The sequence below is a fragment of the Bradyrhizobium ganzhouense genome (assembly GCF_049949285.1).
Lineage (GTDB): Bacteria > Pseudomonadota > Alphaproteobacteria > Rhizobiales > Xanthobacteraceae > Bradyrhizobium > Bradyrhizobium ganzhouense.
The window spans coordinates 3,979,673-3,999,004 of record NZ_CP181318.1 but is presented as its reverse complement, the minus strand read 5'-3'; the positions used below and the strand labels follow the sequence as shown (position 1 = coordinate 3,999,004).

The following is a 19,332-nucleotide window of genomic DNA, read 5'->3' as shown; positions in this document are numbered from 1 at the left end:
TCCGGTGCGATCGCCGAGGGGCCTCTCCGGCCACTGATGTCCTTCACTCAAGGCGCGTACCTACTTTGATTGCAAATTTCCCACTTGGCCGCATGTCGTCAACGGCGAGCATGCGGACGACCAGACCCAACGCCGGAGCTGGCCAGTTGACGGCTGCGGACGAGCAACAGCAGCCGCACGCGCTATGGCGCACGGTGTCGCCTTTTCTGTTTTCGGTTCTTGCCGTCGCCCTGTTCACGGCGCCGCTGCTTGCATTCAGCCGGAACGTTGCAACCAGCCTGGTGCCGATTGCCTATCTGATTCCGGTGATTTTCGCGGCGACCCGATGGGGCATCTGGCCCGCCACGGTCGCGTCGATCGCGGCCATGGCGGCTGCCGACTTCTTCTTCTTCGCCCCGTTCTACAGCTTTCGCGTCGATGACCCCCAGGAAGCGGTCGATCTTCTGCTGTTCCTGATCGTGTCGCTGGCCAGCAGCAATCTGGCCTCGCGCCTGCGTCAGGAGACCGAACGTCTCCGTCGAAGCGAGCGAGAGATGCAAGCGCTCTGCGATTTCTCGCGGAGTCTTGCGTCCTGTTTTACCATCGCCGATCTCATCGCGGCCATTCAGCAGCACTTCGCCCGGGCTTTCGGCCACTCCGCCACCTTCTTCGTCACGACGTCTGACGGCCACGTCGAACCGCCGGACTCACGCTTCGCGCCCCCACCGGTGCAGTCGGGCGCCGCCGCGATGAACTCCGGTATCGGCCCGATGTCGCGAACGATTGTCGACGAGAACAGAAGGGAGCTTTGGCTGTTGCGGGCGATCTCCTCGGACGACGCGATTCACGGGGTCATCGCGGTGAACATGGGGCTTGGCTCGCAGCAGACGATCGCGACCCGCACACGCCGGATCGAGGCCATTCTCGACGAAACCGCGCTGACGCTGCAACGTCTGGACATCGGCAAAGCCATGGAGCGCGCACGACTTCACCTGCAGGGACAATTGCTGCGGGACGCCTTTCACGGCACCTTGTCCCACGAGCTTTGCTCGCCACTCGCCGCGATCCAGGGATCGGCCAGCGTTCTGGATTCGATTCCTGCGATCCGTGGCGATGCCCGCATTCACGCACTGGTCGACGCGATCTCCGAGGAGACGGCGCAGCTCGACGGCTATATCAGGAACATCCTGAGCGCCACCCGCGTCACGGCGGGCGGCCTGAGCCCACGTCTCGAATGGGCCGACCCAAGAGACATCGTGAACGGCGCGGCCACACGGCGCGGACGCCGGCTCGCAGCCCATCGGATCGAAATCAATTTCGCCGATGATCTGCCGCTGCTCTGCGTCGATTCCGGACTGATCGAGGAAGCCTGTGGCCAGATCCTCGAGAACGCCGCGAAATACTCGCCATCCGGCTCGACCATATCGGTCGACGTCAGGCCGGAGCAGGAGGGCGTGACCATCCGGGTCACTGACCTGGGCGTCGGCATCACACCAGACGAGCAGGGAAAGCTCGGGCATCGATCATTCCGCGGGACGCGGCATCAGGCATCCGTGCCCGGCTCCGGCCTTGGCTTCTGGATCGCTGCGACATTTGTGCACACCCATGGCGGAACGATCTCCGTCCAGAGCCGGGGACACGGTCAAGGAACCGCCGTCACCATCGCCCTGCCCGCCGCCGCGCCCGCTCCTGAAACGATGGCTTTCAATGAGTAAGCCCGCAAACGTCGTTCTGCTGATCGACGATGAGCCGAAGATCAGGCGTTTCCTGCGCGCCGGTTTCGAGCTCAACGGCTTTGTCGTGCTCGAAGCTGAGAACGCGACAGATGCCCTGAAGATCGCCACGTTCAGCGCGCCGGACCTCGTTGTTCTCGACCTTGCGCTGCCGGATCTTCACGGCACCGAGGTTCTCGAACGGATCCGCGCCTGGTCGAACGTGCCGATCATCATTCTCTCCGTGGCCGCGGGCGAAGACGACAAGGTCCGGCTGCTCCAGGCCGGCGCCGACGACTATGTCGTGAAGCCCTTCGGCATGGCCGAGTTGCTCGCGCGCAGTGAAGCCGCGCTGCGGCGCTATTTCAAATCGGCGACGGAAAATCCGGTCGTCGTCGCGGGCCCGCTCTCGGTCGACCTCGTGACGCGCACGGTGTCGCTGAACCAGAGCCCGGTTCGCCTGACGCGAAAGGAATACCGGCTTCTGCACGTGCTCGCCATGCATGTCGGCCTCGTCGTCACGCACGACCAGCTCCTCAAGGAGATCTGGAGCGGCAACCAGCGCGACAACATCCAGTACCTGCGCATTCTCGTGCGCAAGCTTCGCCAGAAGATCGAGAGCGATCCGAATCAGCCAAGCCTGCTGATCACGGAATCCGGGGTGGGCTACCGGCTTCAGAACCGGTTCGCCCCCGTGCCCGTCGCCGATCGGGCGAACTGATGCTTCGCCCCTGCCCGCGCCGCTCTTTCTACGTCGTCGTCTCCTGGAGCGGCAATGCGCAGGACGGCTGGTTCTGGGAAATCCGTCGCAAGCGAAAGCCGATGGGCATCAGGCTCCGGGAGTCCAACTTCCCCTCGCATCACGCCGCGCATCAGGCGGGCCGGATTGCGCTCGAGGACTTCCTCAACGGCCTCGTCACCGAGCGCGCCTCGCGCGCGGCAATCTGATCGCCTCCTCAGGCCCACTCTCAGGCAATCCAGACCAGCTGGACACAGCGCGAATCCACGCTCGTAAAGAAGTAATATATTTTCTCGCGCAAACCGCTTACCTTGCACAACAAAGGGGCGGATGCAGTGGACTTCCTCGTTCAGAAATTTAGCGTTTTTGGTCTCGACGTTCAGTACTGGATGCTCGCCGGTGCAGTCGTTGTCGCAATTTTCATCATCTTCGTCTGGCGCACGCGCGACCGGACCTGACCGTCGCCGCGTGCGCAAAAGCCGATAATCATCACGCACCGGCGAAAGATATTTTCTCTTAATTGTTTGCGGCGCTTTTCGATGTCGCGAGCGCGCAACGAGCGCTCAAAAAGCAGCTTCTCAGCGGTTTTCACGCCGTTTCCGCATCGCGGAATCTTCCTGCTCTCCATAAGATCGTCAGCGACAATTGGCCACACGGCCATGCAGGGGGCTTGAATGTACGCCAAACCGAAATCCGCTCTCGTCGCGGGAGTGTTGCTGGGGCTGGGTGCTGCCGTCTCGGCGAATGCTGCCGATCTGCCGCTCAAGGCGCGGCCGATGCCGGCGGTGTCTCTCTACAACTGGACCGGCTGCTATCTCGGCGCAAATGTCGGTGCCGGATGGACGAGGCTCGACACTGCGCGCCTGCTCGACGTTGCCGGCACTGCAGCTCCGAACAATTACGGTCGCGAGAACGACAGCGGCGTGATCGGCGGCGGCCAGGTCGGCTGCGATTTCCAGACCGGCAATCTCGTCTTCGGCATCGGCGGCAGTTTCGATTTCGGCAGCATCAACGGCCGCCACGCGCTGGCGGACTTCCCGACCTTCTCGGAGTCTAACAGCCTGAAGGAAATCTACACCGCGACCGGCCGCGTCGGCTATCTCTGGACGCCGCAATTCCTCGGCTATCTCAAGGGCGGTACGGCCTGGATCAAGAATCGCAACCAGGTGTTCGCCCCGGGTGGCGCCGTCGCCGAGTCCGTGAGCTTCTACCAGCCTGGCATCACCCTCGGCATCGGTGCCGAATGGATGTTTGCGCCGGACTGGTCGGTCTTCGCGGAGTACAACTACATGTGGTTTCACGATGATGACGCCCAGGCCTTCACCCTGCCCGGCGGCGGCGCGGGCGAAGTCATCAACTTCCAGCAGCGCGTTCAGACCGTGCTCGTTGGCATCAACTACAAGCTGCATTGGGACGGCCCGGTCGTCGCCAGGTACTGAGGTCCCTCTCTGCAACCTCCAACGACTTTTGCCCCGGTCCGTCCGGGGCTTTTTTTGCTCCGCCCTTTGCGGAAGGCCACATCTGTCGTGGAACTGCGCATCAATAAATTTCGATTGATTGCAGCGCAGGCAAAGGCCCTGTGCAGTCGACCGGCCTTTGTTCAATCGAGCGCTGGCGCTCGTCCGGCGCTATCATTTGAGTATTAATATCCCTCGTTCCCAGCATCGAAAACAGATAAACAGGCCGCTAGTACTGACCTATGGCAACCCTGGTGTCACAACACTGTAAGGTTGACGTCAGTTGGGCTTGTTAACAAGATTTCGTCCGTCCCAATCGCTTCACGCCGCAGACTTTTGCGCAGTGATTCGGCTGATTGGAGGGCGGACATCCGAAAGCGGGTAGAACGGGGCTCTGTGATGGCATTTCGCATCAAGCATGCCGGGATGACGGCCGGCATTGCAGCCGTAGCGGCCATCGCCGGCGGCGCGTGGCTCCTGACGCACCCAGGCGAGCTGCGATCCGCCAAGGCGGCCGCACCAGCGGCCGCGGTTAGCGACGTCGATGTCGCACAGCAGACCGTCGACATCACCGAGAAGCAGGCCGACGGCTTCAAGATCCTGGCGGCCGAATCGCGCAGTTTCCGCGTCGTGAAGAATGCGGTCGGCTCGATCGACTTCAACCAGAACATGCTGGTTCAGGCGTTCACGACCAACCCCGGCAAGATCGTCGACGTGGTCCTCAACGTCGGCGATACCGTCACCAAGGGACAGACCCTGTTCACGATCGACAGCCCCGATCTGCTCCAGTCCGAATCCTCCCTGCTGGCGGCGGCCGGCGTGCTGGAGCTGCAGACCCGGACGCTCAACCGCGTGAAGCAGCTGCTGAAGACCGGCGGCGGCGCGCAAAAGGACGTCGATCAAGCGACCTCCGATCAGCAGACCGCAGAAGGCAACTACAAGGCAGCCCGCGACGCCGTGCGCATTTTCGGCAAAACCGACGAAGAGGTCGACCGCATCCTCGCCGATCGTAAGGTCGATTCGATCCTGCGCGTGCCAAGTCCGATCTCAGGCCAGATCGTGGCCCGAACCGCAGCGCCCGGCCTCTACGTCCAGCCGGCGAACGCGCCGGCTCCGTATACGCTCGCCGATCTCTCCACCATGTGGATGGTCGCGAACGTCATCGAGACCGACGCACCCGCCTATCGGCTCGGCCAGCCCGTGGCCGTCAGCGTACCGGCCTATCCTAACGAGGTGTTCCGCGGGACAGTGACAACGCTCGGGCTCAACATCGACCCGAGCACGCATCGTCAGCTGGTTCGCTCGGTGATTGACGATCCCGACCACAAGCTTCGCGCCGGCATGCTCGCAACCTTTTCGATCGAGATCGAAGGGCCGAAAGCATCGCTCGCGGTCCCGTCGGAGGCCATCGTCCGCGAAGGCGACGGTTCTATGACAGTGTGGGTCGCCACCGACCAGCGCCGCTTCAAGAGGCGCTCGGTGAAGGTCGGACTGGAGCAGAACGGATGGCGCCAGATCCTCGAGGGGCTGAACCCCGGAGAGCTGGTCGCCTCGACCGGTGCAATCTACCTCAGCAACAAGTTCGCGATCGCGGTCACGGGCTGAACCTCACTTCCGTCAATCGCGCCCGCCTCTCATTACAAGTAGACGATCTTGATCAAGAGCCTCCTCCAGTTCGGCCTGACCCGCAGCGCAATCATCGTGCTCGGCCTCATCGTGTTTTGCGCCGCTGGCCTGGTCGCCTTCAGCAAGCTCAACATCGAAGCCTATCCCAATCCGGCGCCGGTGATCCTTGAGATCACCGCACAGGCGCCGGGGCTTTCGGCCGAGGAGATGGAGAAATACTACACGATCCCGATGGAGGTCGGACTCTATCCGACGCCCGGCGTCGTCAACATCCGCTCGACCTCGTTCTACGGCCTGTCCTTTGTCCGCGTCACCTTTCGCTACGGCGTCGACTATTATTTCGCGCTGACCCAGGCCGCCAACAGCATCCAGCAGAACATCCAGCTCCCCGGCAACCTCGTGCCGACCATCCAGCAGTCGAGCCTGGTCGGCGAGATTTACCGGTACGAGCTCGTCGGGCCGCCGAATTTCGGCCTGACGAACTTGCGCACCCTGCAGGACTACGTCGTCGCCCGGCGCCTGATGACCATTCCCGGCGTGGTGCAGATCAATGCGTGGGGCGGGACCACCAAGCAATTCAATGTCGATGCCGATCTGTCCAAGCTCGAGTCCTACAACATCACCGTGCCGCAGCTTGTCTCCGCGCTCGGCAATTCCAACGTCAATGTCGGCGGCCGCGAGATTGCGATCGGGCAGCAGTCGGTCAATATTCGCGGGATCGGCCTGATCGACTCCGGCGGCGCCGACGACGTCACCAAGGGCTATCGGGTCCAGGACATCGAGAATATCGTCCTCACCCAGCAGAGCGGGCTTCCGATCCAGATCAAGGACGTCGCCAAGGTCTCGATCGGCTACGTCCCGCGACTCGGCATCGCCGGCAAGGACAAGGACGACGACGTCGCCGCGGCGATCGTCGTGATGGGACGAACCCAGCACACCAACGACATCATCCCGAAGATCGAGGACGAGGTCGCCAAGATCAACAGCGACGGCACCCTGCCCCCGGGCGTCAAGATCGTGCCCTATTACGACCGCAGCGCGCTGGTCGACGTCACCACCCACACCGTACTCCACAACCTCGTGTTCGGCTGCCTACTGGTGTTCGTCATCCAGTGGGTGTTCCTGGGCAATCTGCGCAGTGCGCTGATCGTCGCCGCCAACATTCCGTTCGCGCTGTTCTTCGCCATCATCATCCTGGTGCTCCAGGGCGAGGACGCCAACCTGTTGTCGCTCGGCGCGGTCGATTTCGGCATCATCGTCGATTCCGCCGTTATCATCATGGAGAACATCTTCCGCAATTTCCAATCGAGTCCGGAGAGTCGCGCCCGTGTGCTGCAGAAGCTGACCGAAGGCTTTTGGGGCCCCGATCCGACCGCGCCCACACAAGATCATGCCTCCACGGTGCGCTGGACCGACCGGCTCAGGATGATCTTCGTCAGCGCGCTCCAGGTCGACAAAGCCGTTTTCTTCACCGCCGCGATCACAGTGACGGCCTTCGTGCCGCTGTTCACGATGCAAGGCGTCGAGGGCCAGATCTTCGGGCCGATGGCGCGCACCTATGGCTATGCGCTCGCCGGCGCGCTAATTGCGACCTTTACCGTCACTCCGGTGCTCGCATCGCTGCTGCTGCCCGAGCACATCGAGGAGACCGAGACCGTCATCGTGCGCGCCCTGCGCAGGGCCTACACGCCGGTGCTGCGCTGGGCGCTCGGCAGCGTCAGGCTCGCCGTGATCGCGGGCCTCATCTTCCTCGCGATCTCCGGGCTTGCGGCAAGCCGGCTTGGCAGCGAATTCCTCCCCGCACTTGAGGAAGGCAATTTCTGGATCCGCGCTGCGATGCCGCCGACCATCTCGCTCGATGCCGGCACCGAAGCGACCCGCAAGATGCGCGAAATCCTGTTGCGTCATCCCGAGATCATCACCGTCGTCTCTCAGCACGGCCGGCCCGACAATGGCAGCGACGCCTCCCCCTTCTCCAACGTCGAGCTGTTCGCGCCGATCAAGCCGTTCGACCAATGGCCTCCGGGACTGACCAAGGAGAAGCTGACCGAGGAATTGCAGCAGGAGTTCGACGAGGAACTGCCTGGGATCACCTTCAACTTCTCCCAGTACATCCAGGACAATGTCGAGGAGGCCCTGTCCGGCGTGAAAGGCGCCAATTCGGTCAAGATCATCGGGCCCAACCTCAACGTGCTGGAGCAGGCCGCGGCCAAGGTGATGGACGTGATGCGTGATGTCCGCGGCGTCGCCGACCTCGGGGTTTTCCATCTGGTCGGTCAGCCCAACCTCAACATCAAGGTCAACCGCGAGAAGGCGGCCCGCTACGGGCTGAACACCGGCGACGTCACCACAGTCGTTCAGGCGGCCCTCGGCGGCAATGTCGCCACTAACGTGCTGGAGGGCGATCGCACCTTTGGCGTCGCCGTGCGCCTCGACCCCAAATTTCGCAAGAGCATCGACGAGATCCGCAGCCTGAAGGTCGCCTACGCGACACCGTCCGGCACCAATGCCTATATTCCGCTGAGCGAGCTCGCTGACATTTCGCTCGATACCGGCGCGCTGTTTATCTACCGCGAGAAAAGCCAGCGCTACATCCCGATCAAGTTCAGCGTGCGGGGTCGCGATCTCGGCTCAACGGTCGCGGAGGCGCAGGCGCGCGTTGCCCAGGCCGTGCAGCTTCCGACCGGCTATCGCATCATCTGGTCCGGCGAGTTCGACAATCTCGAGGCGGCGAAGGCCCGTCTCATGATCGTGGTACCGGTGACCCTGCTCCTGATCTTCGTGCTGCTCTACAGCCTGTTCAATTCGGTGCGCGACAGCCTGCTGGCGCTCGCCGGCATCCCCTTCGCGGTCGGCGGCGGCCTGATTGCTCTCTATCTCGCGGGCCTCGATTTCAGCATCTCGGCGGCGATCGGCTTCATCTCGCTGTTCGGCGTCGCGGTGATGGATGGCATCCTCAACATCACCTATTTCCGAGAGCTGCGCGCCTCCGGCATGAGCATTGCAGAAGCTGTATTCAACGGCGCCGAGCAACGCATGCGGCCGATGCTGATGACGGCGCTGTCGGCCGGCGTCGGCCTGTTCCCGGCGGCGCTGTCGCACGGCATCGGCAGCCAGGTGCAGCGGCCACTTGCCACCGTCGTGGTCGGCGGTATGTTCATTGGTCCAGTGCTGCTACTCGTGGTAGCGCCGGCGCTGCGCAAGATCTTCCTGTCGCGGGAGCGAGCGCCGTCCGAGCAGGACAGTCCGGCCGCCTCACCGCCCGAAGCGGCCCATTAGGAAGTCGGGGGGAATGCGTAGCGTGACAGCCATCACCCGCCTCGCGCGCGGGCTCGCAACGGGCGGCACAAGCCTTTGGCTTGCAAGCTGCGCGGTGGGTCCTAATTTCACACCGCCGCCAGCGCCCGACGTCACCCGCTATACGCCCGAGCCGACGGCCTCGCCGCGCAGCAATGGTGACGGGCCGCGCGTGCCGGGGCAGCGTTTCGTGGCCGGCGGCGACATCCCGACGCGCTGGTGGGCGGCGTTCCGGTCCACGCCGCTGAACGAATTGATCCGGCTGTCGATCGAGCACAATCCCTCGCTGCAATCGGCCGAAGCCGCGATCCGCGTCGCCAATTTCAATGCGCTGGCACAGCGCGGGCTTTTCTTCCCGCAGATCGGCGCAAGTTACGATCCCTCCCAGCAGCAAATATCCGGCGCCTCGAGTTCGGGCCCAGGTGGCCAGTCCCCGGCGGTATTTTCGCTCCATACCGCGCAATTGAACGTCAGCTTCGTGCCGGATATTTGGGGCCAGAATGTTCGCGCCGTCGAGAGTCTCGACGCAATAACCGAGCAGCAACTGTTCCAGCTCGAGGCGGCCTACCTCACGCTGACCGCCAACGTCGTCACCGCGGCGATCCAGGAAGCATCACTTCGCGGCCAGATTGCCGCAATCCAGCGCGTTGTGAAGATTGAGCGCGGTATCCTGGAGATCGTGAAGAACCAGTTCAATGCAGGCAGTGCCTCCAAGGTCGACGTGCTGGCGCAGGAGGCCGCGCTGGCCCAGTCCGAGCAGCTCCTGCCGCCGCTCGAGAAGCAGCTCGCCGTTCAGCGCGACCTCCTGACCGCGCTTGCCGGGCAATTCTCCGCGGACGAAATCCTGCAAAAGTTTACGCTCGACGGGCTGACCCTACCCGCAAATCTGCCGGTCAGCCTGCCGAGCAAGGTGATAAGCCAGCGTCCGGACGTCAGAGCCGCCGAGGCGCTGCTACACTCGTCGAACGCCCTGCTCGGTGTGTCGATCGCGGCGCGGCTGCCCAACGTAACGATTACCGGAAATGCGGGAGCCGTCGGCTTCAGCCTGGCCGAGTTGTTCACGCCGGGGACCAGCTTCTATGTCATCGCGGCGAATATGACCCAGCCACTTTTCGATGGGCTGACGCTTTACCACAAGCAGAAGGCAGCAGAGGCCGCGGTGGACCAGGCGGACGCACTCTATCGCCAGGCCGTCGTCACGGCGATGCAGAACGTCGCCGACGCTTTGCGCAGTCTGCAGGCCGACGCGCGTGCCGTGCAAGCTGCGGTCAAGGCTGAACTCGCCGCGAAGGCAAGTCTCGACATCATTCAGCAACAGCTCGTTCTCGGGCAGGTCAATCAGGTGGTCGTGCTCAATGCCCAGCAAGTATATCTGACAGCTGCGGTCGTCCGCGTTCAGGCCCAAGCGACGCGCCTCTCGGACACCGCCGCCCTGTTCATGGCGCTCGGCGGCGGCTGGCCGACCCAGTGCACGACACCGGTTTGGCGCGACTGCGTGCTGGCGGACGCCTCCACCGTGACCGCGCCGGCGAGCGAGACCAGATGAATGCAGCTACCTCGCCGGCCGATCGAGCGGAGCACTTACCAGATGACGAGCGCGCACAGCAGCGCGAGCGGCAGCACCGCAAGGCCGATCGGAACCCATTTGCTCATGTCGGCCGCATTCCTTGGATACTGGAATATATGGACGGCAAAGAAAACGCAGACGATAAAGCCCACGATGAAGCGAAACATATCGGAAGGCGTATCGTAGGCCGTCCAAAAGCTTTCGCTCTGGGGAGTGGCAACTCGGAAAGTGACCACGATCACGACCAGAAGGAACAGCGTCCGCAGAATAAGACCGAGCAACCGCATTGATGCCATCCAGCGCCGGACCGAATCTTACCACAACCTGACTAGGCCGTCATCATCCCCCAGGCGCTGAAACAGTGCCGCTTTTTTCAGCCGAAAGCCCGCCATGAGGCACGGAACCATCCCGACATTCGCGCTTGCTTTCATCCTGCTGTCGACGGGCGCCGCCACCGCCGCAATGTCATCGCGCTGTCATGTAGAGGTCCTCTCCTCCGAAGAGCTGCCCTATGCACCAGTCGGCGATTGGCTGCTCAAAGCCACTGTGCGCATAACGGATGCGCACGGCGCAACCGCCATCTCAACGCTCGCCAGGAACACGCCCTGGCAGACGACGCTTCGCCGGGGCGATCGCTTCTGGCTTGATTGCGAGCGCCTTCACGATTTCTGGACGATCTCACTCCCGCCAACCCGATAGCCGCATCCCCGGAGAGCCGGACATGATCAATCTGTTCCTCGGTGCCGTTCAAGCCGCGCTGCTCGCAACCGGCGGCGCAGCCGCCAATCACGCTGCTCGGCCGCCGATCGTCGAGGTGCGGATGGTGTGCGACCAGAACTGCAACTGCTGGTCGACGCGCTATCAGGAACACCGGCCAGCGCTGGCCGATCGACCCGATCTGGCCTGTCCGCCACCGGCAACCGGCCGCCCTGCTCTCGGCTATTACAACGGTCACTACCGCATGGGACCTGCAGCCGGCCTCGGATTTGACAGCCGCTCCCCGGTCCGGGAATTTGCGTTCCCGTTCTGACGCCAACGCCCGGCCTCGCGCTTTGGCGGACCTGCGTCATGGCGACGCCTGTGGCCCCGAAATCCTGACGGCGGAAAGAGGCGCCCGAGGCCTCTCCTGTGCGCGCCGGTCACGAAACACTCAGGCATCCGCCCGAAAGTCGAAGCACCGGTAAGGGGTGATCGCCTTCTCGTCGATCTGCGCGCCCAGGCCAGGATCGGTCGGCACGTTCAATCGGCCTTTCACGACGGCCTTCTCGGGAGGATTGGCAAGGACCTGCACGTAGTCGTTCGCATCGGGGAAGTATGGATAGGTTTCGAGCGGCATCCCGATAGCGGAAGCAGCCCAGACCTGGACGGTCGCTGCGGTGCAGAGCGAGCTCGCACAATTGTGCGGTGAAACGCGCACATTGTAGCTTTCGGCCATCGCAGCGATCTGGACGGCCTCGAAGATGCCGCCGCAATTGCCGACATCGGGCATGACGATATCGACCCCACCCGTCTCGAGAAGATTTCGGAAGCCCTGCCGCGTATAGACGCGCTCGCCAGCGGCGATCGGGACAGACCACCGGCCGGCGAGATTGCGCAGGCCCTGCAGGTTGAAGGGATCAACCGGCTCCTCGACCCAGGTCACATCCAGCTCGCAGCAGACATCCATGAAGCGGATCAACTGGTCGTTGTTCAAACCTCCGCTGAGGTCGAACATGAGGCTGATATCCGGTCCGACGACCTTCCGCAGGTTGCGGACGCGATCGATGGCGCGCTTGAACTCGTCCGAGCCGAGCGCACGCCGCTGCACATGTCGCAGCGTACCCCCCTCCTGCCGGGTTGCGAGCGGATAGCACTTCAGGATCGTGTAGCCGTCCTTCAGAGGTCGCTCGGCGGCCTTCGCCCACTGCAACGCGTCATCGTGGGCGCTATTCCAGCCATTTGCGTAGACTTCAAGCGAGGCCTCGAACTTCGCGCCGAACAATTCGTAAACGGGAACGCCGAGAGATTGGGCCTTGATATCCCAAAGCGCCTGATCAATTGCACTGACGGCCGCAAACACGATCGCCCCGCCGCCCTTCGTCCAGAAAGAATTGTCGTAGATTTCGTGCCAAATGTTTCGCGGATAGGTCGCGTCCGCTCCGACGACCTTGTGTGCGAGATCACTCAGCATGCCCGCGGCGGCGTTCGCGCCAATGCCGTAGGCGACAGCCGCTTCACCGTAGCCGCGAAGCCCGTCTTTCGTGGTCAATTCGACGATGACGGGATGCAATCCGCCACCGCGGATGTTGAATACGCGCATGTTGTCAATGGTCGGCAAGGGAAGGTCCTTTCGGCTTGAGGCAACAGAAGCTCTTCGCGCCGGAATGCCTGACGCTGCGAACCCCGCTACCGGAGATGAGAAGTTCAGTGTGTGAGGATCCGTCTTAGGAAAAGCGCGAGGCGCTCGGACGATGGGGAGTTGAACAGTTGATCCGGAGGGCCGACCTCGGCGATTGCGCCCTGATCCATGAAGACCACCCGGTCGGCTACCTTTTGCGCAAAGCCCATCTCATGCGTCACGCAGACCATCGTCATGCCGGACGCGGCGAGTTCGATCATCGTGTCGAGCACCTCGGAGATCATCTCCGGGTCAAGCGCTGAGGTGGGCTCGTCGAACAGCATGATCCGCGGCTCCATGCAGAGCGCACGCGCGATCGCCGCGCGCTGCTGCTGACCGCCGGAGAGTTGAGCGGGATATTTAAGCGCATGTTCGGTGATATGAACGCGCTTCAGATATTCGAGACTGCGCTGCTCTGCCTCGTTCTTCGACAATCCCCGCGCCTCCATCGGTGCGAGCATGCAGTTTTCCTTGATCGTCAGGTGTGGGAACAAGTTAAAGGACTGGAAAACCATGCCCACCTCGCGCCGGACCGTGGCCAGGGTCTTCGGCCCGAGCTCGACGCCTTCGACGCATACTTGACCGCCCTGATGGCCTTCGAGCCCGTTGATGCACCTGATCAAGGTCGATTTACCTGACCCGGAAGGGCCACAGATCACCACCTTCTCGCCCTTGCCGATGGACAGTGAGACGCCCTTCAGGACGTGAGCGGCGCCGAACCATTTGTTCAGCCCTTCGAGGACGATCACGGGCTCGCGGATCGAGCCTTCCGTGGACCTGCTAGTTGGCATCCGCCGCCACCATCCCAAGCACCCTCTCCCCCTCGCTCATCACGTGGTCCTCGCTGAGGCGAGCCGCCGCCTGACTGTCGCCCGCGAGAATCGCGTCGACGATCGGCGCGTGATGGGCGATGGCGACAGAAACATTCGGCGCGGATGCGTAGGTCGAGTTTATGAAAAGCCGGATCTGCTGCTCGACCATCATGTATTGGCTGGCCAGGCGCCCGTTCCCGGAGAGCTCGATAATGCTCCGGTGCAGAGCGAAGTCCAATTCGATAGCTGCTTTCAGATCATTGCGCTCACAGGCCGCGAAGAAGACGTCGCGCGCGCCGGCGAGGCGGATTCGGCCGTTGTCGGTTAGCCGCTCGGCAGCCAGTCGCGCGGCGAGGCGTTCGAGGCTGCTGCGCAGCGTATAGATTTCCCAGAGGTCCTGCCGATCAATCGTCGCGACTGACCAGCCCGTATAAGGCGTCAGGACAACGAGGCCGTCATTGCTGAGCTGGTGCAGAGCCGTCCGGACCGTCCCGCGCGAGACGGCAAACTGGTCGGCCAGCGCGGCCTCCGTGAGACGCTCGCCCAGCTTGAGTTCTCCGGCAAGGATGGAATCCTTGAGGGCTTGGGCAGCCAACTGCTCGGCCGGTTGTCGCTTGAGTGCCTTCAGGCTCATCGTAACTGTACTCTCATTGCTGTCACGCCGGCAGTTCAGGCTGCCGCGAAGTCGTAGAGATTTCTCCGCCCCTTGGCGAAGCGGCGCTCCACGGCCCGCTGAATGAAGCCGTAACCAATGGCAATCAGAAGATACCAGATGGCCACGACCGCGATGACCTCAAAGTATTTGAAGTTGGCGCTGAATATATTTGTGCCAGTCGCAAATATCTCGGGGATTGCGATGGTGAAGAGCAGCGAGGTATTCTTGATGAGGTTGACGACTTGGTTGCCGGTTGGCGGAATCGCGATGCGAACTGCCTGGGGCAGGATGACCTTCATCATCATCGAGCGATAGCTCAGACTGAGGGCCTGGGAGGCCTCACGCTGCCCCCGGTCGACCGATTGAATGCCGGAGCGCACGATCTCCGTCATGTAGGCTCCCTCGTTAATTCCGAGGGCGATGATACCTGCAGCGTAAGCCGACAGGTTGATTGCGCCTCCCGTGAGTGCAGGCAGTCCGTTGTACCAGAACACGATCTGGACGAGGACGGGGACTCCCCGGATCGTCGTCACGTAAAGGCGCACCAGGCGCTGGAGCATCGGCAGAGGCGAATTCAATACGATGCCGCCGACAGTTCCGACGATGATACCGATCATCATGGCGATAGCAGCCACGATGACGACGATGGCGACGGGCTCAAAAAAGCGTGTCGAGAAGAGCAGGCTCAAGAAGTAATCGAGATCGAAGCGCATCTCAGTTGTCCGCCTGTTTTGGACGTTTCGCGTCAATTCACCTTGCGAACGTCGCCATCAGCGAGATTCCAGCGCTTGAGGATCTCGTCATAGGCGCCCGCGTTCATCGCCGCCTTTACCGCCGCGGCGATCGCGTCCCGCGTCGCGGTCTCATTCTTGCGGATGACGATGCCATTGCGGTTGCGCTCGGTATTCGGACCTTTGCCGCTGAGCACGGGGCTCGCCTCGACGAAGTCCTGTGGCCTTTGCTGGATGAGGTAGGCTGCGACCGGCCAGTCGACATAGGCGACATCGACGGCCCGCTTGGCTACCTCGTTCAAGGCCTCGCTCTGGTTGGAGAAGACCTTGAGCGTCATGGGTTTGCCGGCCGGGCAGTCTCCCTTGACTCTGTCGAGCGCCGCCATCTGCGTGGAGCCGGCGACGATGCTCGCCGCATGGCCGCAGACATCGCTCTCCGTCTGAAGCTTCAATCCGCTGTCCTTCTGGGTGACGAGACGCAACCCGCCGACGAAGACCGGCACAAAGTCGAACATTTCCTTGCGCGGGTCAGTGATCCCGATCTGAGAGGCGATGACATCGAATTTCTTTGCGATCAGACCGGGAAACAGTCCCTGGAATGTCACGTTCACCATTTTCGCCTTGAGACACATCTTCTCGGCGACCGCCGTGATGAATTCCGGGTCGAAGCCTGAAGGCTTGTCGTCGTTCATGAACCCCATGGGCGGCGCGGTCAGCGAGGTACCGACCGTGAGATAGCCCGCCTCCACGAGGCTGGGCGGCGCGGGCAGGCATTCGGCCTGCGATTGCAAAATGTTCCCGAAAAGCCCGAAAACCGATCCAACAGCAGCAGCAATGACCCAACCAAACACCTTCATGACGCACGTTTCCCTCGTTCATGGTCAATTGTCAGCAATCGACCATTAATCGAAACATGATCATGGGCACCTGTCAATCGTATGATTTAGGGCTGGGGTCATTTCGCCGCTGAAGCCCGACACCTCATCCATGGCGATGGGCACCCGCTGCGTACAAGACCGGGGACTGGCGCGGTTGCGTCTTCGAGGGCCGACCCTCGCCTTCCGTGCAGGTGAGCGAGGCCTAATAGGTCATCGTAACGATGCCTACAGTCGACGACCGTAGCCGAGCGCTGACTGCCCGACGGGGTTCAACGCTAAAGCATCAGCTTGTACCCCAAGTGACTGCCGACGAATCCCAGCCTCTCGTAGAAGCGGTGAGCATCGGAGCGCGTCTTGTCGGTCGTGAGCTGGACAAGATCGCAACCTCTGGCTCGGCATTGGCCTATCGCCCATTCGAACATCTGCTGCCCAACGCCGGATCCCCGGTGTGTCGCGGCGATTCTCACCGCCTCGATTTGTCCGCGCCAGGCGCCCTTCCGTGCCAGTCCGGGAATGAAGGAAAGTTGAAGGGTGCCAATCACCTCGTCGTTCCCGGTCGCTACCATTTGCAGCTGGTTGGCATCGGCAAGAATGGCCTGAAACGCATCGACGTATTTCGTGTTTGTTGGCGAGCTCGCATCCTCCCGTTGCTGTCCCAAGGCATCGTCTGCCAGGAGAGCAACGATGGCCGGAAGATCTGTCAATTGAGCTCGGCGGAACACAATCTGCATGATTGGGCAAGTCTCCACGGAGGCCGGAAGCCCGGCCTACCTTACGAGACCGGGCTTTCGCTGTTTGGAAGATCGCGCTGCGACGTCCGCCGCACTCAGCTCTGCGAGTGACGCGCCATGAAGATGTCGTAGCCGACTTCTCCGACCTGGAACCAGGCGTAGCTGTCGCTGGAGAATTTGGTGAGCGACTCGTAGACCTTCTTGAAGTTGGGGTTGGTCGCCGAGACCTCGTCGTGCAGCTCCTTCGCCGCCCTGTAACAGGCATCCATGATCGGCGGCGAGAAAGCGTGCAGCTTGGTGCCGTTGGCGAGCAGCTTCCTCAGGGCCAGCGGATTGGCCTGGTCGTAGCGCGCCATCATGTAGTTGTTGGAGTAATGGCCGGCCTGCGTGAGCACGCTCTGGTAATATTTCGGCAGCGCGTTCCATTTGTCGAGATTGACGAAGGCGAGCAGCATCGGCCCACCCTCCCACCAGCCGGGATAGTAGTAGTGCGGCGCGATCTTGTAGAAGCCGAGCTTCTCGTCGTCATAGGGGCCGACCCATTCGGCGCCGTCGATGGTGCCCTTCTCAAGCGCCGGATAGATGTCACCGCCGGCAAGCTGTTGCGGCACCACGCCGAGCTTTAGCAGCACGCGGCCGGCGAAGCCGCCGATGCGGAATTTCAGGCCCTTGAGATCGTCGACGGTGTTGACCTCTTTCCTGAACCAGCCGCCCATCTGACAGCCGGTGTTGCCGGCGAGCAGCGAGACGACGTTGTAGCTCTTGTAGAACTCGTTGAGGATTTCCTTGCCCCCACCCAGCATGTACCAGGCTTGGTTGATGCGCATGTTCGGGCCGAACGGCACCGACGAACCGAACGTGAAGGTCGGGTCCTTGCCGAAATAATAGTAGGACGCGGTGTGGCCGATCTCGCAGGTGGCGTTCTGCACGGCGTCCAGCACCTGCAGGCCTGGCACGATCTCGCCGGCCGCGAAGGTCTGGATCTGAAATTTGTTGTCGGTCGCCTCCGCAACCATCTTGCTCATCATCTCGGCGCCGCCATAGAGCGTGTCGAGCGATTTCGGCCAGCTCGTCGGCATCCGCCATTTGATTTCCGGCATCGACTGCGCGATCGCGGGAGAAGCGAGCGTGGCAGCACCGGCCGCCGCCAGTCCCGTAACCTTGATGAAGTCTCGTCTTTTCATGATGTCCTACCCTGATGGATTGTGATTGTGAGCCTTCTTGTCGAGGCTTGGAGGGCAGCATGGCGCAAGGACCTGACGAATGCCATCGTGATCGCACTGCGGCAAAGAAAAAGGGCCGGCCGCCTTTGCGGTCTTGCGACTCTTTCGAAAGATCAGCGACGGACGCAAGTCGAGCGCGGCTTCGGGTCTGAAAAGGACCAAAGCGGAATCCGAGGACGCGGCCACACTGGTGGGCGGCGATACGCCTCCTCACCACGCGATCTGTCGGTGGTCGGGAGCCGGACCAGTCAGGAGCGGCTTACCAAACACTGATGGCATCAGATCATCAAGGAAGAGCAACAGCTGAGCCCTAAAACCGGGACCATTTCCCCCTGCGTGGTTCATCGGCAGAATCACCTCCGCCGCGACCTGCCACGTCACGGCAACATAGGCGACGCCGGGATTGGCGGTTGCGACCGTCTTTTGGCCGCGTGGACTGTCGAACCTGAACTCGACCAGCGGTACCCATTGGTTAAGCGGCTCATCCTTTGGCGAAGAACCCGTGAAGCGATTGGTCAGATAGAGCGTGCTGTATTGGATGGAGAGGCCCCAATGCAGCGTTTCGACGGCAGGCGAAGAAAGATTCTGGAAGCTGCCCGTCGCGAGGTTAGGCACAAGGGCGCGGCCGCCTGAGCCGACAGGTTCTTCGTCAACGATTGAGCCCGTCACAGCGAATGGACGAAGCCACGAGAGTGAGTCCGGAAGATCTCCAAACCCTTTGCCGAAGGTGATGCCGGGTAGGATCGTGTTTGGCGCGTCCGCTCCAACACCGATAGACCCGGAGTGAGCAATGCCCCAGGCAAGGCTCACTGACACCAGCGTCTCATGTTTGTTGTCGCGGTAGGCTTCGTATTTGAGGCCGAGGTTGGTCTTGTCGAAGCCAGAGGTGTGACCGATTGGCCAATTCTGATGGATCCAGCCGCCATCGAGCGTTACTGCGAGCGTTGGCGTCAGGAGCCGTGCGAAAGCCCAGTTGATACGGTTCTCGACCGCGTTGCTGCCTTGGGTCGGATAGCTGAGGTATGAAAAGTCCGGCACGATCGCTTCATCGGCAACTGCCGGATCGTCGAAAGTCATGGTCCCGGCAAAATAGCGGTTGCCGGCAATGCCGTGCGCCGCGGCGGATTCCGCCCATACGGCCGCCACGAACAGGAGAAGCCCTCGGTAAATCAATGTCGGCTTCATGGGCTTGCTCGGCACAATTCTCACGCTCGGGAGCACCAAACGGCTCTTGATCTATATAGGGTACCCCCTTATATTATCTCCATGCATACGATCAAGAACAAATCCAAGCTCACCGGCCGCGTCCGTCGCATCAAGGGACAAATCGAGGCGATCGAGCGAGCGCTGGAAGCCGAGCTCGGCTGCGCCGATGTGCTGATGCTGGTCGCCTCGGTTCGAGGGGCCGTGAATGGACTGACGGTCGAGCTTCTCGAAGATCACATCCGCCATCACGTGGTCGATCCTGCCCATGAGCAGAACCCGGAAAAGGCCAAGGGAGCCGAGGACCTGATCGAGGTCGTGCGGACGTACCTGAAGTAAGCGGAA

19 protein-coding genes are annotated in these 19,332 nt (G+C 62.0%); 9 read left to right on the top strand and 10 right to left on the bottom strand.

Going from position 1 to position 19,332, the window contains the following annotated elements:
* Positions 1-146: 146 nt before the first annotated feature.
* From ACLFLU_RS18050 to ACLFLU_RS18040, 3 genes are read left to right on the top strand one after another with little or no spacing between them, the layout of a single operon-like run.
* On the top strand, positions 147-1,694 hold the full coding sequence (locus ACLFLU_RS18050; protein WP_426413503.1) for a sensor histidine kinase: 1,548 nt from the start codon (positions 147-149) through the stop codon (positions 1,692-1,694).
* A complete protein-coding gene (locus tag ACLFLU_RS18045) occupies positions 1,687-2,412 on the top strand; it encodes a response regulator (RefSeq protein WP_426413502.1) in 726 nt (241 codons plus the stop codon). The genes ACLFLU_RS18050 and ACLFLU_RS18045 overlap by 8 nt, the downstream gene beginning before the upstream one ends.
* Entirely contained in the window at positions 2,412-2,639 is a 228-nt protein-coding gene (locus ACLFLU_RS18040; RefSeq protein ID WP_426413501.1) for a hypothetical protein, read from the top strand. Before ACLFLU_RS18045 ends, ACLFLU_RS18040 begins: the two co-directional genes overlap by 1 nt.
* A 170-nt stretch (positions 2,640-2,809) precedes the next feature.
* On the opposite strand, the gene ACLFLU_RS18035 is transcribed toward ACLFLU_RS18040, so the two are convergent.
* Positions 2,810-3,022: a hypothetical protein gene (locus ACLFLU_RS18035; RefSeq protein ID WP_426413500.1), complete on the bottom strand. Its 213-nt coding sequence runs from the start codon at positions 3,020-3,022 to the stop codon at positions 2,810-2,812.
* An 82-nt stretch (positions 3,023-3,104) separates the two neighbouring features.
* Here ACLFLU_RS18035 and ACLFLU_RS18030 point away from each other — a divergent pair, with 82 nt between their 5' ends.
* The 4 genes from ACLFLU_RS18030 (at position 3,105) to ACLFLU_RS18015 (ending at position 10,356) form a co-directional block, all read left to right on the top strand.
* On the top strand, positions 3,105-3,869 hold the full coding sequence (locus ACLFLU_RS18030) for an outer membrane protein (RefSeq protein WP_426413499.1): 765 nt from the start codon (positions 3,105-3,107) through the stop codon (positions 3,867-3,869).
* A 417-nt stretch (positions 3,870-4,286) separates the two neighbouring features.
* Positions 4,287-5,492: an efflux RND transporter periplasmic adaptor subunit gene (locus tag ACLFLU_RS18025; RefSeq protein ID WP_426413498.1), complete on the top strand. Its 1,206-nt coding sequence runs from the start codon at positions 4,287-4,289 to the stop codon at positions 5,490-5,492.
* A gap of 48 nt (positions 5,493-5,540) precedes the next feature.
* Entirely contained in the window at positions 5,541-8,792 is a 3,252-nt protein-coding gene (locus tag ACLFLU_RS18020) for an efflux RND transporter permease subunit (RefSeq protein ID WP_426413497.1), read from the top strand.
* 13 nt (positions 8,793-8,805) lie between these two features.
* Positions 8,806-10,356, top strand: a complete 1,551-nt coding sequence (locus ACLFLU_RS18015) for an efflux transporter outer membrane subunit (RefSeq protein ID WP_426413496.1) — start codon at positions 8,806-8,808, stop codon at positions 10,354-10,356.
* A gap of 35 nt (positions 10,357-10,391) precedes the next feature.
* Here ACLFLU_RS18015 and ACLFLU_RS18010 read toward each other — a convergent pair whose 3' ends face one another.
* Positions 10,392-10,664, bottom strand: a complete 273-nt coding sequence (locus ACLFLU_RS18010) for a hypothetical protein (protein WP_426413495.1) — start codon at positions 10,662-10,664, stop codon at positions 10,392-10,394.
* Between the two features lie 434 nt (positions 10,665-11,098).
* On the opposite strand from ACLFLU_RS18010, the gene ACLFLU_RS18005 reads away from it, so the two are divergent.
* Positions 11,099-11,407, top strand: a complete 309-nt coding sequence (locus tag ACLFLU_RS18005) for a hypothetical protein (RefSeq protein ID WP_426413494.1) — start codon at positions 11,099-11,101, stop codon at positions 11,405-11,407.
* Positions 11,408-11,527: 120 nt separating this feature from the next.
* Here ACLFLU_RS18005 and ACLFLU_RS18000 read toward each other — a convergent pair whose 3' ends face one another.
* The 8 genes from ACLFLU_RS18000 to ACLFLU_RS17965 all read right to left on the bottom strand — a co-directional run bounded on the left by ACLFLU_RS18000 (position 11,528) and on the right by ACLFLU_RS17965 (position 18,969).
* A complete protein-coding gene (locus tag ACLFLU_RS18000; protein WP_426413493.1) occupies positions 11,528-12,694 on the bottom strand; it encodes a mandelate racemase/muconate lactonizing enzyme family protein in 1,167 nt (388 codons plus the stop codon).
* An 86-nt stretch (positions 12,695-12,780) separates the two neighbouring features.
* Complete coding sequence (locus ACLFLU_RS17995) at positions 12,781-13,545, bottom strand: amino acid ABC transporter ATP-binding protein (RefSeq protein WP_426414020.1); 765 nt, start codon at positions 13,543-13,545, stop codon at positions 12,781-12,783.
* Positions 13,535-14,200: a GntR family transcriptional regulator gene (locus ACLFLU_RS17990; protein WP_426413492.1), complete on the bottom strand. Its 666-nt coding sequence runs from the start codon at positions 14,198-14,200 to the stop codon at positions 13,535-13,537. Before ACLFLU_RS17990 ends, ACLFLU_RS17995 begins: the two co-directional genes overlap by 11 nt.
* 35 nt (positions 14,201-14,235) lie before the next feature.
* Positions 14,236-14,934 (bottom strand): amino acid ABC transporter permease, encoded by a 699-nt coding sequence (locus ACLFLU_RS17985; protein ID WP_426413491.1) that lies wholly within the window; start codon positions 14,932-14,934, stop codon positions 14,236-14,238.
* Between the two features lie 32 nt (positions 14,935-14,966).
* Positions 14,967-15,809 carry a transporter substrate-binding domain-containing protein gene (locus ACLFLU_RS17980; RefSeq protein ID WP_426413490.1) on the bottom strand — a complete coding sequence of 281 codons (843 nt, stop codon included), beginning with the start codon at positions 15,807-15,809 and terminating at the stop codon, positions 14,967-14,969.
* A gap of 296 nt (positions 15,810-16,105) precedes the next feature.
* Entirely contained in the window at positions 16,106-16,561 is a 456-nt protein-coding gene (locus tag ACLFLU_RS17975) for a GNAT family N-acetyltransferase (protein WP_426413489.1), read from the bottom strand.
* A gap of 95 nt (positions 16,562-16,656) precedes the next feature.
* Positions 16,657-17,745: a TRAP transporter substrate-binding protein gene (locus ACLFLU_RS17970; RefSeq protein ID WP_426413488.1), complete on the bottom strand. Its 1,089-nt coding sequence runs from the start codon at positions 17,743-17,745 to the stop codon at positions 16,657-16,659.
* A 249-nt stretch (positions 17,746-17,994) separates the two neighbouring features.
* Positions 17,995-18,969 (bottom strand): hypothetical protein, encoded by a 975-nt coding sequence (locus tag ACLFLU_RS17965; protein ID WP_426413487.1) that lies wholly within the window; start codon positions 18,967-18,969, stop codon positions 17,995-17,997.
* 81 nt (positions 18,970-19,050) lie between these two features.
* Here ACLFLU_RS17965 and ACLFLU_RS17960 point away from each other — a divergent pair, with 81 nt between their 5' ends.
* A complete protein-coding gene (locus tag ACLFLU_RS17960; RefSeq protein ID WP_426413486.1) occupies positions 19,051-19,326 on the top strand; it encodes a metal/formaldehyde-sensitive transcriptional repressor in 276 nt (91 codons plus the stop codon).
* Positions 19,327-19,332: the final 6 nt, after the last annotated feature.

Excerpts from the sequence above, each read along its gene's own strand:
- ACLFLU_RS18045 (WP_426413502.1), top strand. The coding sequence starts at position 1,687 with ATGAGTAAGCCCGCAAACGTCGTTCTGCTGATCGACGATGAGCCGAAG.
- ACLFLU_RS18040 (WP_426413501.1), top strand. The coding sequence starts at position 2,412 with ATGCTTCGCCCCTGCCCGCGCCGCTCTTTCTACGTCGTCGTCTCCTGG.
- ACLFLU_RS18030 (WP_426413499.1), top strand. The coding sequence starts at position 3,105 with ATGTACGCCAAACCGAAATCCGCTCTCGTCGCGGGAGTGTTGCTGGGG.
- ACLFLU_RS18025 (WP_426413498.1), top strand. The coding sequence starts at position 4,287 with ATGGCATTTCGCATCAAGCATGCCGGGATGACGGCCGGCATTGCAGCC.
- ACLFLU_RS18015 (WP_426413496.1), top strand. The coding sequence starts at position 8,806 with ATGCGTAGCGTGACAGCCATCACCCGCCTCGCGCGCGGGCTCGCAACG.
- ACLFLU_RS18010 (WP_426413495.1), bottom strand. The coding sequence starts at position 10,664 with ATGCGGTTGCTCGGTCTTATTCTGCGGACGCTGTTCCTTCTGGTCGTG.
- ACLFLU_RS18005 (WP_426413494.1), top strand. The coding sequence starts at position 11,099 with ATGATCAATCTGTTCCTCGGTGCCGTTCAAGCCGCGCTGCTCGCAACC.
- ACLFLU_RS17995 (WP_426414020.1), bottom strand. The coding sequence starts at position 13,545 with ATGCCAACTAGCAGGTCCACGGAAGGCTCGATCCGCGAGCCCGTGATC.
- ACLFLU_RS17990 (WP_426413492.1), bottom strand. The coding sequence starts at position 14,200 with ATGAGCCTGAAGGCACTCAAGCGACAACCGGCCGAGCAGTTGGCTGCC.
- ACLFLU_RS17985 (WP_426413491.1), bottom strand. The coding sequence starts at position 14,934 with ATGCGCTTCGATCTCGATTACTTCTTGAGCCTGCTCTTCTCGACACGC.
- ACLFLU_RS17980 (WP_426413490.1), bottom strand. The coding sequence starts at position 15,809 with ATGAAGGTGTTTGGTTGGGTCATTGCTGCTGCTGTTGGATCGGTTTTC.
- ACLFLU_RS17975 (WP_426413489.1), bottom strand. The coding sequence starts at position 16,561 with ATGCAGATTGTGTTCCGCCGAGCTCAATTGACAGATCTTCCGGCCATC.
- ACLFLU_RS17970 (WP_426413488.1), bottom strand. The coding sequence starts at position 17,745 with ATGAAAAGACGAGACTTCATCAAGGTTACGGGACTGGCGGCGGCCGGT.
- ACLFLU_RS17965 (WP_426413487.1), bottom strand. The coding sequence starts at position 18,969 with ATGAAGCCGACATTGATTTACCGAGGGCTTCTCCTGTTCGTGGCGGCC.
- ACLFLU_RS17960 (WP_426413486.1), top strand. The coding sequence starts at position 19,051 with ATGCATACGATCAAGAACAAATCCAAGCTCACCGGCCGCGTCCGTCGC.